At 67.4% G+C, this 14,334-nt stretch carries 12 protein-coding genes; 7 read left to right on the top strand and 5 right to left on the bottom strand.

Annotated elements, in window-relative coordinates:
* Positions 1–46 precede the first annotated feature (46 nt).
* Complete coding sequence (locus JWN03_RS33015) at positions 47–2,359, top strand: helicase-associated domain-containing protein (RefSeq protein WP_297623410.1); 2,313 nt, start codon at positions 47–49, stop codon at positions 2,357–2,359.
* Positions 2,360–2,385: 26 nt separating this feature from the next.
* Here the strand turns inward: JWN03_RS33015 and JWN03_RS33020 are convergent, their stop codons facing one another.
* Both JWN03_RS33020 and JWN03_RS33025 read right to left on the bottom strand, forming a co-directional pair.
* The gene (locus JWN03_RS33020; protein WP_297623173.1) at positions 2,386–2,916 is read right to left on the bottom strand and encodes an LppU/SCO3897 family protein; all 531 of its coding nucleotides are present in this window, start codon (positions 2,914–2,916) and stop codon (positions 2,386–2,388) included.
* Positions 2,917–3,223: 307 nt separating this feature from the next.
* Positions 3,224–4,732 carry an endoglycoceramidase I gene (locus JWN03_RS33025; protein ID WP_297623175.1) on the bottom strand — a complete coding sequence of 503 codons (1,509 nt, stop codon included), beginning with the start codon at positions 4,730–4,732 and terminating at the stop codon, positions 3,224–3,226.
* A 184-nt stretch (positions 4,733–4,916) separates the two neighbouring features.
* Here JWN03_RS33025 and JWN03_RS33030 point away from each other — a divergent pair, with 184 nt between their 5' ends.
* The 4 genes from JWN03_RS33030 (at position 4,917) to JWN03_RS33045 (ending at position 9,452) form a co-directional block, all read left to right on the top strand.
* Positions 4,917–6,575, top strand: a complete 1,659-nt coding sequence (locus JWN03_RS33030) for a DNA repair helicase XPB (protein ID WP_297623177.1) — start codon at positions 4,917–4,919, stop codon at positions 6,573–6,575.
* Positions 6,576–6,613: 38 nt separating this feature from the next.
* The gene (locus tag JWN03_RS33035) at positions 6,614–7,282 is read left to right on the top strand and encodes a DUF3239 domain-containing protein (protein WP_297623180.1); all 669 of its coding nucleotides are present in this window, start codon (positions 6,614–6,616) and stop codon (positions 7,280–7,282) included.
* Positions 7,283–7,344: 62 nt separating this feature from the next.
* A complete protein-coding gene (locus JWN03_RS33040) occupies positions 7,345–7,983 on the top strand; it encodes a LysE family translocator (RefSeq protein WP_297623182.1) in 639 nt (212 codons plus the stop codon).
* 62 nt (positions 7,984–8,045) lie between these two features.
* On the top strand, positions 8,046–9,452 hold the full coding sequence (locus tag JWN03_RS33045; RefSeq protein WP_297623184.1) for a M1 family metallopeptidase: 1,407 nt from the start codon (positions 8,046–8,048) through the stop codon (positions 9,450–9,452).
* Positions 9,453–9,511: 59 nt separating this feature from the next.
* On the opposite strand, the gene JWN03_RS33050 is transcribed toward JWN03_RS33045, so the two are convergent.
* Positions 9,512–10,693, bottom strand: coding sequence for a pyridoxal phosphate-dependent aminotransferase (locus JWN03_RS33050; RefSeq protein WP_297623186.1), 1,182 nt, complete (start codon positions 10,691–10,693; stop codon positions 9,512–9,514).
* A gap of 206 nt (positions 10,694–10,899) precedes the next feature.
* Here JWN03_RS33050 and JWN03_RS33055 point away from each other — a divergent pair, with 206 nt between their 5' ends.
* Positions 10,900–11,142: a hypothetical protein gene (locus tag JWN03_RS33055; protein WP_297623188.1), complete on the top strand. Its 243-nt coding sequence runs from the start codon at positions 10,900–10,902 to the stop codon at positions 11,140–11,142.
* 110 nt (positions 11,143–11,252) lie between these two features.
* Here the strand turns inward: JWN03_RS33055 and sigJ are convergent, their stop codons facing one another.
* Positions 11,253–12,179, bottom strand: coding sequence for an RNA polymerase sigma factor SigJ (sigJ, locus tag JWN03_RS33060; protein ID WP_297623191.1), 927 nt, complete (start codon positions 12,177–12,179; stop codon positions 11,253–11,255).
* 94 nt (positions 12,180–12,273) lie between these two features.
* Between sigJ and JWN03_RS33065 the strand changes: the two genes are divergently transcribed.
* Positions 12,274–12,855 (top strand): GNAT family N-acetyltransferase, encoded by a 582-nt coding sequence (locus JWN03_RS33065; protein ID WP_297623193.1) that lies wholly within the window; start codon positions 12,274–12,276, stop codon positions 12,853–12,855.
* Between the two features lie 238 nt (positions 12,856–13,093).
* Here the strand turns inward: JWN03_RS33065 and JWN03_RS33070 are convergent, their stop codons facing one another.
* On the bottom strand, positions 13,094–14,188 hold the full coding sequence (locus JWN03_RS33070) for a 3-deoxy-7-phosphoheptulonate synthase (RefSeq protein ID WP_297623195.1): 1,095 nt from the start codon (positions 14,186–14,188) through the stop codon (positions 13,094–13,096).
* Positions 14,189–14,334 lie beyond the last annotated feature (146 nt).

Raw genomic sequence — 14,334 nt, forward strand, 5'->3', positions numbered from 1 at the left:
GGCCGAGCCCAACGGCGCCGCGGCAAAGCCGCGCGACGACACCGCGGTGAAACCGCGCAAGAGCCGGGCCGTCAAGGCCGCTCCCCCGGCGACGCTCGCCGAATGGCTGGCCGCGCACACCGACGACGAACTCGTCGCGCTGCTGCAGCTGCGGCCGGATCTGGCTGTGCCACTGCCCGCTTCGATGGCGGTGCTGGCGGCCCGGACCGAGCAGCGGGCCTCGGTACTGCGGGCCACCGACGAATTGGACACGCTCGACTTCGCGGTCATCGAAACGCTCGTACTGCAGGGCGCTGCCGATCAGCGCAGCCCGAATCCCTTGCCGCGCGCCACACTCCGCACCTTGCTCGGCGAACGTGTCACCGTCGCCGCCCTCGACGCGTCGGTGGCTCGACTACGCGGCCGCGCCCTCGTCTGGGGTTCGGACGCGGGCCTGCATCTGACACCCTCCGCGCAGGAGGCGCTGCCGTGGCCGCTGGGCAGCGCCACCGAGCTGCCCGACGCGCTCACCGAACCCGAGATCACCGCCGCCCTCATCGGGCTCTCGCCGCAGGAGCGGGGCCTGCTGGATAAGCTGGCCGCCACCGGCCCGCGCGGCCGCACCCGCGATGCGGCGCCCGGCACGCCCGAGGATCGCCCGGTGCAGCGGCTGCTGGCGCTGCGGCTGCTGAATTGGATCGACGAGGAGACGGTGGATCTGCCGATCTCCGTCGGCCAGCTGCTGCGCGACGAGCCGGTCACCGATCCGCACGTATTGACCGCCCCGCAGCCCGCGCTGCGCAAGCAGGGCACCACCGATGTGAATGCCGCGGCGGCCGGCGAGGTGGGAGAACTGCTGCGGCACAGCGCTTCCGTGCTCGATGTCCTCGGTCAGGCGCCGGCGCCCGCACTGCGCTCGGGCGGGCTGGGTGTGCGTGAGATCCGGCGGGTGGTCAAACAGACCGGTATCGACGAGGCCCGGATCGGCCTGATCGCGGAGGTGCTCGCGGCGGCCCGGCTGCTGGACAAGGGCTCCCCCGAACCGCTCGCCGACGACGGCACCGAGGACTTCTGGGCGCCCACCACCACCGCCGACGCCTGGCTGGCCGTGGTCCCGTCACGCCGCTGGGTGGTGCTGGCGCAGGCCTGGCTGGATCTGGACCGCTTCCCGTGGATGATCGGCCTGCGGGACGCCAATGACAAACCGCTGGCGGCACTTTCGGCGGAGCTGCGCAATGTGCACGCCATTCGCGACCGCCGCGCGATCCTGGGCCTGCTGGCCGAGTATCCGGCAGGCAATGCGGTGACCGCCCCGGATCTGGGCCGCGCCCTGGCCTGGCGGCAGCCGCGCTGGCGGCGGCACTACCGGCTGGAATCGGTGGAACGCACGCTCTCCGAGGCGGAGACGCTGGGTTTGGTGGCGCGTGGCGCGGTGACGTCCGCGGGCCGGGCGCTGCTGCACGGCCGCCCGGAGGACGCCGAATCGGAGATGGCGAATGCACTGCCGGAACCGGTCGATCACGTACTGGTGCAGGCGGATCTGACAGTCATCGCGCCCGGACCGCTCACGCCCGAGCTACAGGATCGCGTGTCACTGGTCGCCGATGTCGAATCGGCCGGCGCCGCAACGGTGTACCGCCTCAGCGAGACCTCGGTGCGCCGCGCCCTGGACGCGGGTGCGACGGCCGCGGAACTGCACAATCTGTTCACCGCACACTCCCGCACCCCGGTGCCGCAGTCGCTGACCTATCTCATCGACGATGTGGCCCGGCGCCACGGCCGGTTACGCGCGGGGATGGCGCAATCCTTTGTGCGCAGCGAGGATCCGGCATTACTGGCGGAGGTGCTGGCCGCACCGGTCTCCGGTCTGCTGGCGCTGCGGGCGGTGGCGCCGACGGTCGCGATCTCACAGGCCCCGCTGGCTGAGGTGCTGGAGAAGCTGCGGGCCGCGGGTTTCAGTCCGGCGGGCGAGGATTCGTCGGGCACGATCGTGGATCTGCGGCCGCGCGGCGCCCGTATTCCGTCCCGCACAAATCACAAACCCAATTGGCGGCCGAATCCGCCCAGCCCCGAACAACTTCAGGCCCTGGTCTCGGAACTGCGGGCGGGCGAGCGTGCCGCGCATACCCGTTCCAGTCAGATGGTCCGCTCCGACGGCAGCCGGACCACTACTACCGCCACCATCAATCTGCTGCAATTGGCCGCGCGCACCAGGCGTCCGGTGCATATCGGCTATGTGGACGCCTCCGGGGTGGCCTCGCAGCGGGTGGTCGAACCCCTGAAGGTCGGCGGCGGTCAGCTGGACGCGCTGGATCCGGTCACCGGCGCGATCCGGCACTTCACGCTGCACCGGATCGCGTCGGTCGCACTGGTCGACTAGCGAACTGCCGGGATTCGAGAGTTGTTTTAACCCTTGGGATTTCCCAGGCAGAACGTGGTCTTCGGGTCCGAAACGGTCCGGAATCCGATCGAGGTGGTGGCATCGCACTGGAATTCATCGGCCTGACCGTCGATGCGCTTGGTCACCTTGAAAGAGGCTTCGGGCGCGGTGCAGTCCACGGCTTTGTATCCGGTGGTGGAGCTTTCGTTGTAGCAGGCGCCCTCTTTGAAGTTGGGCGTCAGGCACAGGAAGGCGGTGGTGCCGCCGTTCGCGGTCTCCTCGTAGGAGGTCTGCTCGTCTTTGCAGTCGGTCTTCTTGTCGTAGACCTGCGCGACCCTGTAGACCGCTTTATCGGAGGAGCAATCGACCGGCTCGGTCTTGGAGTCGATCATCGACCCCGAGATCACGTTGATACAGTCGCCGACCTTGGACTTGGCGGTATCGGACTTGCTGGCGTCCTTGATCATCGAACACCCGGTCACGGCCAGTGCGGCCACGGCCAGGGCCATGAGGGCCAGTACGAGGCGCAGGAGCGGCCTCGTCCCTGTGAACTTCACCTGTGAAAACCTTTCTCACCGAACAGTTCACGGCTGCCGTGAACGCGGTGAGGATACCTTTGGGCCCGCAGCGGCCGCATCAGCGCAGCGGGCTTTCAAGAGGTAAGTGAGTATCAGTACATATGCAGGCCGCGCATGGCCAGCAGCGAGTAGTTGAGAATGCTCGGGAGGAGACTGGTGAACAGCCCGATTCCGTAGAAAGCCATGATTCCCTCTCAATTTGGGCGCACGTCCAGGTGCTCGCGCCTCGTCCTGTGTCGTAAGACACCCCTGGATCGTTACACACTCCGGTGGATAAATCGCGGCGTCATCCCACGGATCCGGATCCGCCGGACCCCGTCCCCGACCCGGTGCCGATCGGACCGGTAGGCACGGTCGCACCCTTCGAGCCGGGCCGATTGATAAAGACGGTGACCGGCAACGAGGAATTCGCCGCCACGGTTACCACGCGGGCACCCGCCGGTGACGTAATGGTGCCACCGTCCACCCGGGCCTGATATCCCCCCGGGTAATGCACATCGGAGACATAGATCTCGGTCGGCTTCGGCCCGGGACGCGGGGTGTACCGGTAGGCGAAATCGCCGGTGGCCGGATCGAAGATCATCCGCCCGGGCGTCCCCGCGGTGGCCTGCGGGTAGGTGCGCACCAACTGCTGTCCGATAGCGCCGAGGAAGGGATCGGGCCGGGGACCGCCCGCGCCGAAAGTCGAGGCGTAATGCCAGTACTGCCAGCTGATGAACCGCTCATCGGTCCGAGTCACGGTATTGCTCAGCACCGCCGGGTCCCCGTCGCCGAATTCGGTGACCAGCGCGGGCAAATGCGTACGCGCGGTGAAGGAGTCGATATTGCCCCAGGTCTTGTCCTGCTGCGGCGGGCACAGCCCACGCAGGAAAGCCGGCAGGTTCAGATAGATGGCGAGCTGACTGGGGATGCAGTAATCGTGCGGCGCGAAGGCGATATCGGGCGCGGTGATCGGCGGATTCCTGCCGAGATTTGTCGGCATGGTCTCGTTCCAGGTCACATTCGGCTCCCAGAACACCATGGTCCCGGTATTGCGCGCCCGCACCGCATCGGTCAGCTTCTGCATGGCCGCTTGGTATTTCACGTCGAAGCCCGGGCAGCCGTCGGGATAGCAGGACAGGAAGGCAGAGCCGGGCCACGGTTCGTTCAGTAGCTCGAAGCCGAGCACGCCGGCGTGGCCGTTCACCCGTGCGGCCAGCGCGCCGAGTGCCTCGCCCAGGTAGTCGAGAACGCCATTGCTGTTGTTCCACACCTCATCCCAGCCCTGGTTCATGCTGGGTTCGAGGTAGTAGAGCGGGAATCCGAGGTTGGGTTCGAGCGGTCCGGGCCGTGATTTCAGCGCCCATTCGGGAAATCCGTTGCCGCCCCAGATCTTCGAGAGCCCGTCCTGGTGATTGTCGAGCAGGGTGTGAATCCCATACTGCGCCAAGGTATCCACGACATTCGCGATGCGGTCGAGGTAGGCGGTGTCGACCACGCCCTTCGTGGGCATGAGCCCGTCGAAGGACACACCGAGGCGAACGGTATTAAAGCCGTGTCCCGCAAGCAGTGCCGCATCGTCGGCGGTGAGGGTGAAGCCGTCGCCCGGTTCGATATAGGGCGGTTCCTTGTCCACATTGTTGACTCCGTGCAGCACCACGACGCGCCCGGACCCGTCGACGAACGCGGTGCCGTCGGTATGCATCGCATCGATCGCTTCGGCCTGTGCGCTCGGAGTGGTGACCAGCAGTGCGCCCCCGAGCGCCGCGGCCGCCAGGCTCGCCGTCCACCGTCTGCCCCGTACTCCCCTGCGCATCGGCACCTCTTATTCAGCTTTCGGAATAACGAGAACTAATTGGACAGTTGCCCAAGTTCGAGTGATCGTAGCCACCGAAACTCGGGGCTTGACCGTTTTCACGGAATTGGCGGCCGCAGCGCTGTCGGTGCCATCAGGGACAATGGACAACGGCCCGATCGGGCCCACCAAGCCAGGAGGTGCCGTGACCGACGGACCGCTCATCGTTCAAAGCGACAAGACACTGCTGCTCGAGGTCGATCACGAGGCCGCGAACGCGGCCCGGCAGTCCATCGCGCCGTTCGCGGAGCTGGAGCGCGCACCGGAGCATGTGCACACCTACCGCATTACGCCGCTGGCGCTGTGGAACGCCCGCGCGGCCGGTCACGACGCCGAGCAGGTGGTCGACGCGCTGGTCAAGTACTCCCGGTACGCCGTGCCACAACCGCTGCTGGTGGACATTGTCGACACCATGGGCCGGTACGGACGGCTGCAGCTGGTGAAGAATCCGGCGCACGGCCTGACCCTGGTGAGCCTGGATCGGGCGGTGCTCGAAGAGGTACTCCGGCACAAGAAGATCGCACCCATGCTCGGCGCGCGCGTCGATGACGACACCGTGGTGGTGCATCCGTCCGAGCGCGGGCGGATCAAGCAGATGCTGCTGAAGATCGGCTGGCCCGCGGAGGACCTCGCCGGGTATGTGGACGGCGAGGCCCACGCCATCGACCTGGACTACGAGGGCGGCCACTGGCATCTGCGCGACTACCAGGAGATGGCCGTCGACTCGTTCTGGGCCGGCGGCTCCGGCGTGGTGGTGCTGCCGTGTGGCGCGGGCAAGACCATGGTCGGCGCGGCGGCCATGGCAAAAGCCAAGGCCACCACCTTGATTCTGGTCACCAATACCGTCGCCGGGCGGCAGTGGCGGCGCGAACTGCTGGCCCGCACCTCGCTCACCGAGGAGGAGATCGGCGAGTACTCGGGCGAGCGCAAGGAGATCCGGCCGGTCACCATTGCCACGTATCAGGTGGTCACCCGCAAGACGAAGGGTGAATACCGGCATCTGGAGCTGTTCGACAGCCGCGACTGGGGTCTGGTCATCTACGACGAGGTGCATCTGCTGCCCGCACCGGTCTTCCGCATGACAGCGGATCTGCAATCGCGCCGCCGGCTCGGCCTCACCGCCACCCTGGTGCGCGAGGACGGGCGCGAGGGGGATGTGTTCTCGCTCATAGGTCCCAAGCGCTACGACGCCCCGTGGAAGGACATAGAGGCGCAGGGCTGGATCGCTCCGGCCGACTGTGTCGAGGTCCGGGTGACGCTCACCGATGCCGAACGGATGGCGTACGCCACCGCCGAACCGGAGGAGCGCTACAAGCTGTGCTCCACCGCGCGCACCAAGATTCCGGTGGTGGAATCGATTCTGGCGCGGCACCAGGGGTCTCCCACCCTGGTCATCGGCGCGTATCTGGATCAGCTGGACGAGCTGGGCGAACACCTGAACGCACCGATCATCCAGGGCTCCACCCGGACCAAGGAGCGCGAGGCGCTGTTCGAGGCCTTCCGGCAGGGGGAGATTCCGGTGCTGGTGGTCAGCAAGGTCGCCAACTTCTCCATCGATCTACCGGAAGCGTCTGTGGCCGTCCAGGTTTCGGGCACCTTCGGTTCCCGGCAGGAGGAGGCGCAGCGGCTCGGGCGGCTGCTGCGGCCGAAACAGGATGGCGGCCAGGCTCACTTCTATTCCGTGGTCGCGCGTGACACGCTGGACGCCGAATACGCCGCGCACCGGCAGCGTTTCCTTGCGGAGCAGGGGTATGCCTATCGCATCACCGATGCAGACGACCTGCTGGGGCCGACGTTAGGATAACTGGAGGAATAAGCTCCGGTAGGTGGGAGAGAACGCACGTGCGACGCTTCGAATTCGCGGTGGACCGTGAGCATGCCCGGGCGGTCAACGAAGTCGTCGCCACATTGCGGCGGTTGCGTGTGCTCGGGATCGGTGCGGCCATCGTGCTGGGCCTGGGCACCGCCTTCCTGGTCTGGGTGAACCATCCGTGGTCGTATCTGCTGGCGGTGGCCTTTGTCCTCGGGGCGGCCACCTCCCTGTTCATCGGCCTGTGGACGCCGCATCGCGCCCGCGTCGACAAGCTTTACGCGGCAGGCGAACTCGTGCCCGCAGTGGTGTCGGAGACCAATGGCACGGGGGCCACGCTGCTGGCGCTGGTGGATCTGGCGAAGCCGAATGCCGACGGCCCGCGCTACGCCCTGGTGACCCGTACCGTGCGCGCGCTGCCCGGGCATCGCATCCGGGTCGGTGAGCGCGTGCCCGCGGTGACCGTGCGCATCGACCGCGCACCCGGGTCGGTGGGCGATCTGTGGCAGTCGGTGAGCGCCATGCCGATCGCCTGGGGAACCCGCGATCTCAATGTCATCGAGCGGGCTCGCGGCGAGATTCGCGAGGTCGAGTGGGAGTTGCTCACCGACAATCTGGACCTGGCGGACAAGGTGCGGGATGTGGATGCCAAACGGCTGCTACTGGATCCGCAGCAGCTTCCCGACGAGCTACGCGGTTAGCCGATAGTCTGCCCGGGTCCACTTCCAGCGAAATCCCTTGCGGCGCTGCGTAGACTGAATCGATGATCCCCGGCGCCAACCTGCTGGCATTTTTCGTCGCAGCGACCGTTCTCATCGTAATCCCCGGGCCCGGCGTGCTTTTCGTCATAGGCCGCGCGCTGAGTTCGGGGCGCCGGGCGGCATTCCTCTCGGTACTGGGGCATTCGCTCGGCGTGCTGCTGATGCTGGTGCTGGTGGCGGCCGGGCTCGGGGCGGTGGTGGCGGCCTCGGCCATCGCGCTCACCGTCGTGAAGCTGGCCGGCGCGGTGTACCTGATCTACCTGGGGGTACAGGCGATTCGGGAACGGCGGTCGCTGCGCGAGGCCTGGGAGTCGCGGGCCGAGCCCGCACAGGGTGTGCGAGTGCTGCGCCAAGCCTTCCTGGTGGGCATCAGCAATCCGAAGGCCATCATCTTCTTCTCCGCGGTGCTGCCGCAGTTCGTGGCGCCCGCCGCCGGTCGGGTGCCGCTGCAGATCCTGATTCTGGGCCTCATCTTCGTCGCCATCGCGCTGGTGTCCGACAGCACCTGGGCGCTGGTCGCCGGATTCGCGCGGGATTGGTTCGGGCGCTCCCCCAAGCGGCTGGAGAACCTCGGCGCCGCGGGCGGGGTGATGATCATCGGACTGGGCGCCACCGTAGCCGTGTCAGGCACCAGTAGCTGAAGGCGGCGGCGACTAGCATCTTTGCTGGTCGGGGTGGACGTCGGAAAGGGGTGGCTCAGCGCATGAGGCTCAGGTGGGTGCGGTACACGGTGGTGAGTGCGGCGCTGCTGACGATGGCGAATACGGCTCCCGCGCAGGGCGACCCGGGCGATCCGTTCGCGGGGGCGCCGGGTGCCGGTGATCCCTACTACCCGCTGGACGGCAATGGCGGATACAACGCCAAGCACTACGACGTCACCATCGCATACGACCCGGCCGGGCATCAGCTGACGGGCTCGACCCTGGTGGATGCGGTGGCCACGCAGGTGCTGCGCGCCTTCGACCTCGATTACAGCGGGCCGCAGGTGTCCAAGGTGACGGTCAATCGCCTGCCCGCCCGGTTCGATCGCACCGACGAGCACGAACTCGTGGTGACGCCCACGCTGCCGCTACTGCCCGGGCTGCCCTTCACGGTCCAGGTGGAGTACGCGGGCGCGGTCACCGGCACCGATGGCGAGGGCTGGGTCTTCTCCCCCAGCGGCGGGGCTTTTGTTGCGGGCGAACCGCATTCGGCGAGCAGCTGGTACCCGCTCAACGACACGCCTTTGAACAAGGCGACTTTCGCACTGCATGCGACAGTGCCCGCCGAGTGGGAGGTGATGTCGAACGGGCTGAAGACCGATGATGTGGTGCAGGGGGCGAATCGGACCGTGGATTGGGAGATGCGGCAGCCGGTGGCCGGCTATCTGACCACCATCGCGATCGACCGGTTCGACTTCCTGGAACAGCGGCGCGCCGATGGGACTCCGCTGCTGAGCGCCTTCGCACCCGATGCGCTGCAGGCGAAGGGGACCGAGCAGCGGCTGCCGGAGATCCTGGATTTCGAGGAGCAGCTGTACGGGCCGTACCCGTTCGATACGGCGGGCGGCATCTACGTGGATACCGATCTGCAGTTCTCGCTGGAGACGCAATCGCGGCCCATCTACGCCCCCTGGACGGATCTGGGGACCGTGGTGCACGAGATCACCCATCAGTGGTGGGGCGATTCCATGTCGGTGCAGCACTGGTCCGACGTCTGCCTGAACGAATGCTTCGCCAGCTATACCGCCGACTACCTGTGGCCGGAACGCAAAGATGGCAAGGATGTCGACGCGCAGTACCGCGAGACCGTCGCCAAATATCATGACAATCCCACGTTCTGGGAGATAGCGCTGCAAAACCCCGGCGTCGGAAACGAATTCACCTCGGTCTACTACCGCGGGCCGCTGTTCCTGCACGCACTGCGCCGCACCCTGGGGGATGCGGCGTTCTTCCCGGCCATCCACGATTTTGTCGGATCGCATCGGTACGGCAATGCCTCCATGCCCGAGTTCCGGCAGTTCGTGCAGTCCCGCACGCCGGTGAGCCTGACCGGTTTCTTCGACGCCTGGCTGGATCGCACCGATCGCCCGGCCGACGAGTTCCTCTACCCGGGCTCGCTGCGTTCCTGACGCCGCTCAGGCCGGCAGCGGCCGGGCGCGGTCGGTGGCGACCAGGGCCGCCATCGCGCTCAGTGCGCGGACGCGGTTCGGCCGGCTCGGAGGCGGCGGATGCCCTCGGCGATGGTTTCTTCCTTCTTGCAGAAGGTGAAGCGCACCAGGCGGTTCCAGGACGACTTGTCGTCGGCGAAGACGCTGACCGGGACTGCGGCCACGCCGAGGCGTTCGGGGAGTTCGCGGCAGAAGTCGTAGGCATCGGCCGCACCCAGCGGGGTGATGTCGGCGCAGACGAAATAGGTGCCGTCGCTGCGCTTCACACCGAAACCCGCTTCGGCGAGGGCCGAGGAGAGGCGCAGGCGCTTCTCGGAGAGGGTGTCTCGCAGGGCCGAGATCCACCGCTGTTCATTGTTCAGGGCGTACGCGATCGCGGGCTGGAAGGGACCGCCGCCCACGAAGGTGAGGAACTGCTTCGCGGCGAGCACGGCGTCGAGCAGCGGCGCGGGGGCGCAGGCCCAGCCGATCTTCCAGCCGGTGACACTGAATGTCTTTGCCGCGCTGGAGATCACGATGGTGCGCTCGAACATGCCGGGCAGCGTGGCGATGCTGATGTGCTCGTGGCCGTCGAAGGTGAGGTGCTCATAGGCCTCGTCGGACATGACGAGCAGATCGTGTTCGATGGCGATCTCGGCAATAGCGGCCAGATCGGCGCGGGAGAGCACGGTGCCGGTGGGGTTGTGCGGTGAATTCAGCAGCAGCAGACGCGTTCTGGGCGTGATGGCCGCACGCAGACTGTCCAGGTCGAGGGCGAAACCGTCGCCGTCGGGGACGAGGCGGGCGGTGCGCCGCTGAGCCCCGGCCAGCGCGACGGCCGCCGCGTAGGAGTCGTAGTAGGGCTCGATGAGCACCACTTCGTCACCCGGCTCGACGAGGCCGAGGATGGTGGCGGCAATGGCCTCGGTGGCGCCGACCGTGACGAGCACCTGGGTATCGGGGTCGTACTCGGTGCCGTAGCGGTGGGCGCGGTCGGCGGCGATGGCCTGCCGCAGCGCGGGAACGCCACGGCCGGGCGGGTATTGGTTGAAGCCGTCGGCAATCGCCTGCTGCGCGACCTCCAGCATCCCGGCCGGCCCATCGGTGTCCGGGAAGCCCTGTCCGAGATTGACGGCGCCGTGGCGGACGGCGAGTTCGGTCATCTCGGCGAAGATCGTCGATGCATAGGGGCGCAGTCGGGCGACGGTCGGAATGTGGGGCATGTTCCGGAGAATAGTCCACCTGCGGAAATGGTTGCGATTCAATAGCGAACGCCTATGTTTCACTTTCATTTCAAAGCTTCTACCTGGCCCGTTGTGCATTGTCCCAAAGGCGGCTACGGTGCCCGTGTTTTATCTCACACTGCTTACCAGCGGCTTCTCGAAAAGGGCGAAACATGGCCTCGTACATAGATCTTCTGCTCCACCCGGTGGCTACCGTCAACCTCTTCCATCACGCAACGATTCAGCTCATCGACACCATCACCGGCGGTTCGTCCACTCCGAACCTGGATCTCGGCTCCAGCCTGCCCGGCTCGGGTTCGGGGGGCAGCGGCTCCGGCACCGGATCCGGCATCGGCAATTGCATGGGCTCCGGATCGGCGGCGAGCCTGTCCGGCGGCGTCTCCTGCGGCGGCGCTTCCGGTTCCGGGCTGGTGCCTCCCAACAAGTAGCGACTTCCGGTGCGCGGCAGGCCAGTCGGGGGTATGCCGCCCATCCGCACTGCGTAGTTGCCGGCGCGGTCGCGATATTCGCGTCCGCGCCGTTGCGGGTATCGGGCGCCTCAGTGCGGCAGCCGGATGCCTTTCAGCTTGGCCGGATTGACGAGATCGTAAATGCCCCAGACCTTCCCGTCGGAGACGGTGAAGCCGTACACCCGCTGCGGCGTGCCCGGGTGACCGTCCCACGAGGCGCGTTCGTGCACCAGCAGGCCCAATTGACCGTTGACGAGCACCGGCTCGAACGCGCCCGCCCCCACCTGCGCCGGTTCGTCGAAGCCGTACCTGGTCCGCAGCCCCAGCCACAGCCGGGCGTTCTTCTCGACTCCCGCAACCACATTCATCGCGGTGGCGGTGGTCCCGCCCGCATCGCCGATGGTGCGCACGTCCGGATGCAGTGCGGCGACCACACCGTCCACATCACCGCGATACAGCGCCTCCAGCAGCTGCTGCACGGCCGCGATGTGCTCGGTGTCGGTGACCGGTTCCGGCGTGTGCGCCAAGGCTTTCCGCGCCCGCGTCGCCAGCGCCCGGGCGGCCTCGGTGGAGACGCCGAGGAGGTCGCCGATCTCGTCGAAGGGCACCGTGAAACCGTCGTGCAGGACGAAGGCCACCCGCTGCGGCGGGGTGAGCGCATCCATCACGACCAGGGCGGCGAAGCGCGCATCCTGTTTGCGGACCACCACGGCCAGCGGATCCGGCATGCTCGAGGGCAGCGGACTGGTGACGATGGGCTCCGGAAGCCATTGCCCCACATACTGCTCCCGCCGCGCGGTGGCGCTGCGCAGACGGTCCAGGCAGATGCGGGAGACGACGGTGGTGAGCCAGGCGCGCAGGTCTTCGATCTCGTACTGGCGGGCGACCGCGAGCCGTAACCAGCTCTCCTGCACCGCATCCTCGGCATCGGCGACGCTGCCCGTCAACCGGTAGGCCACCGAGAGCAGGTGCGCCCGATGGGATTCGAACAAGTCGGCGAGAAGAGCGGCAACCATTGAGCCGATCCTACGGTCGTATGCCGACACGCCCGGCACCGGTCCCGGGAAAACTCGATACTTCCTGTGTCCGGTTCCATGACAGCATGGCTCGATGGATGCGCGGACACTCTCGAACGGAACAGTCTGGCTGTCGCCGCCGACAGTGCAGGATATCGACGGCATCACCGCCTGCTGCCAGGAACCGTCGGTCGGGCAGTGGACCACCATGCCGGTCCCCTATGTCCGGGCCGACGCCGAGAAGTTCGTCTACGACATGGTGACCCCCGGCTGGGCCGGACGCAGCCCCACCTGGGCCCTGCGCCTCGCCGCGGACGCCCCCGTGATCGGCATGATCGGCCTGGGCCCCATCGATTCCCGCCGCGAGGATGCCGCCGCCGAGATCGGCTTCTGGCTCGCTAAGGGCGCGCGCGGACGCGGCCTCATGACCCAGGCCGTGCACCTGGCCTGCGAGGCCGGATTCCACCCCGATTTCCTGGGCCTGGCCCGCATCGAATGGCGTGCCATAGTCGGCAACCACCCCTCCGCCGCCGTAGCCCGCCGCGCCGGCTTCCGCTACGAGGGCCTCCTGCGCGGCGGCTGCCTGCAACGCGGCACCCGCCGCGACAGCTGGATAGCCTCCCGCCTGCACACCGACCCCACCACCCCCGCCACCGACTGGCCCGCCGACGTCTGACGCCCAAGACGCGGGCGCCATCGTCCAGGCACACGATCGTCATCCCGACACACGATCGTCATCCCGGCACACGATCGTCATCCCGGCATGCTTTTGGCCGGGATCCACACCCGCAGCGGTCCAACGGGTTTCAGTGGATCCCGGCCAAAAACGCGCCGGGATAGGTCACGCCGAATCATGAGGTGCTGAGCCACCTACCGCGCCCGGGTGACGCGCCGGATGACGGGCGGGCTGACCTCTAGGCGCGGTTGGCGCGGCGGGCGGCGACGGCGTCGGCCAGGCGGTCGAGCTGGGTTGCGGTGACGTCCCAGTCGAGGCAGGCGTCGGTGATGGACTGGCCGTAGGCCAGGTCTTCGGCGTGGCCGAGGGTGAGGTCCTGGCGGCCGGCGACGAGGAAGCTCTCCAGCATGAGACCGACCACGCCCTGTTCGCCGACGGCGATGCGGTCGGCGATATCGGTGACGACGTCGACCTGCTTATTGTGGTCCTTATTGCTGTTGCCGTGCGAAGCATCCACGACGAGGCGCTGCGGCAGCGACGACTTCTCCAGGCGGATAAGGGCTTCCGCGCAGGAGGCGGCATCGTAATTGGTGCCGTTGCTGCCACCGCGCAGGATGACATGGCAGTCCGGGTTGCCGGCGGTGCGGATGAGCGCCGAACGCCCGTCGAGGTCGGTGCCGGGGAAGACGTGGCTGGCCGCCGCGGCGCGCACGCCGTCGACCGCGACCTGCACATCACCATCGGTGCCGTTCTTGATGCCGACCGGCATGGACAGGGCGCTGGAGAGCTGCCGGTGCACCTGGCTGGCGGCGGTCCGCGCGCCGATCGCACCGTAGGACACCAGGTCCGCGATGTACTGCGGGGTGATGGGGTCCAGGAATTCGCACGCCACCGGCAGGCCGAGCGCGGTGATGTCCACCAGCAGCTCACGGCCGACATTCAGGCCGGTATTGATATCGAAGCTGCCGTCCAGGTGCGGATCGTTGATCAGACCCTTCCACCCGAGCGTGGTGCGCGGCTTCTCGAAGTACACGCGCATGACCACGTGCAGCCGGTCCCCGAGCTCCTCCGACTTCGCGGCCAGTTTGCGCGCGTAGTCCATGGCGGCAGCGGTGTCGTGCACCGAGCACGGGCCGACGATCACCATGAGGCGGTCGTCGTCACCGGTGAGTACGTCGACGGTGGCCTTGCGCCCGGCGCGCACGGTGTCGGCGAGCGCATCGTCGATCGGGTGCGCATGACGGACCTCACGCGGTGAGCTGAGCGGGCTCACGCTGAGGGTGCGCTGGTCATCAAGATCGGCATGCCGGTCGATATCGGCTGCGAGAGTCATGATCGTGGGTTCCTTGTCTCAGGCCGACCCACGGAGAGTTACTGCGAAACCCCTTGGCGCCGGTCTGTGTTCGTCCGGCTCGGGGTGGAAGAGGTCAGCGCAGGTTCACGCCGCGCGACCCACCCGGGGCCGGCTGGCTAAACCAG

The sequence above is a fragment of the Nocardia sp. genome (assembly GCF_025465275.1).
In the GTDB taxonomy this organism is placed as follows: domain Bacteria; phylum Actinomycetota; class Actinomycetes; order Mycobacteriales; family Mycobacteriaceae; genus Nocardia.

Bases quoted from the DNA above. Each gene is read 5' to 3' on its own strand.
- sigJ (WP_297623191.1), bottom strand. From the start codon at position 12,179: ATGGTTGCCGCTCTTCTCGCCGACTTGTTCGAATCCCATCGGGCGCAC.
- JWN03_RS33065 (WP_297623193.1), top strand. From the start codon at position 12,274: ATGGATGCGCGGACACTCTCGAACGGAACAGTCTGGCTGTCGCCGCCG.
- JWN03_RS33040 (WP_297623182.1), top strand. From the start codon at position 7,345: ATGATCCCCGGCGCCAACCTGCTGGCATTTTTCGTCGCAGCGACCGTT.
- JWN03_RS33045 (WP_297623184.1), top strand. From the start codon at position 8,046: ATGAGGCTCAGGTGGGTGCGGTACACGGTGGTGAGTGCGGCGCTGCTG.
- JWN03_RS33050 (WP_297623186.1), bottom strand. From the start codon at position 10,693: ATGCCCCACATTCCGACCGTCGCCCGACTGCGCCCCTATGCATCGACG.
- JWN03_RS33070 (WP_297623195.1), bottom strand. From the start codon at position 14,188: ATGACTCTCGCAGCCGATATCGACCGGCATGCCGATCTTGATGACCAG.
- JWN03_RS33025 (WP_297623175.1), bottom strand. From the start codon at position 4,732: ATGCGCAGGGGAGTACGGGGCAGACGGTGGACGGCGAGCCTGGCGGCC.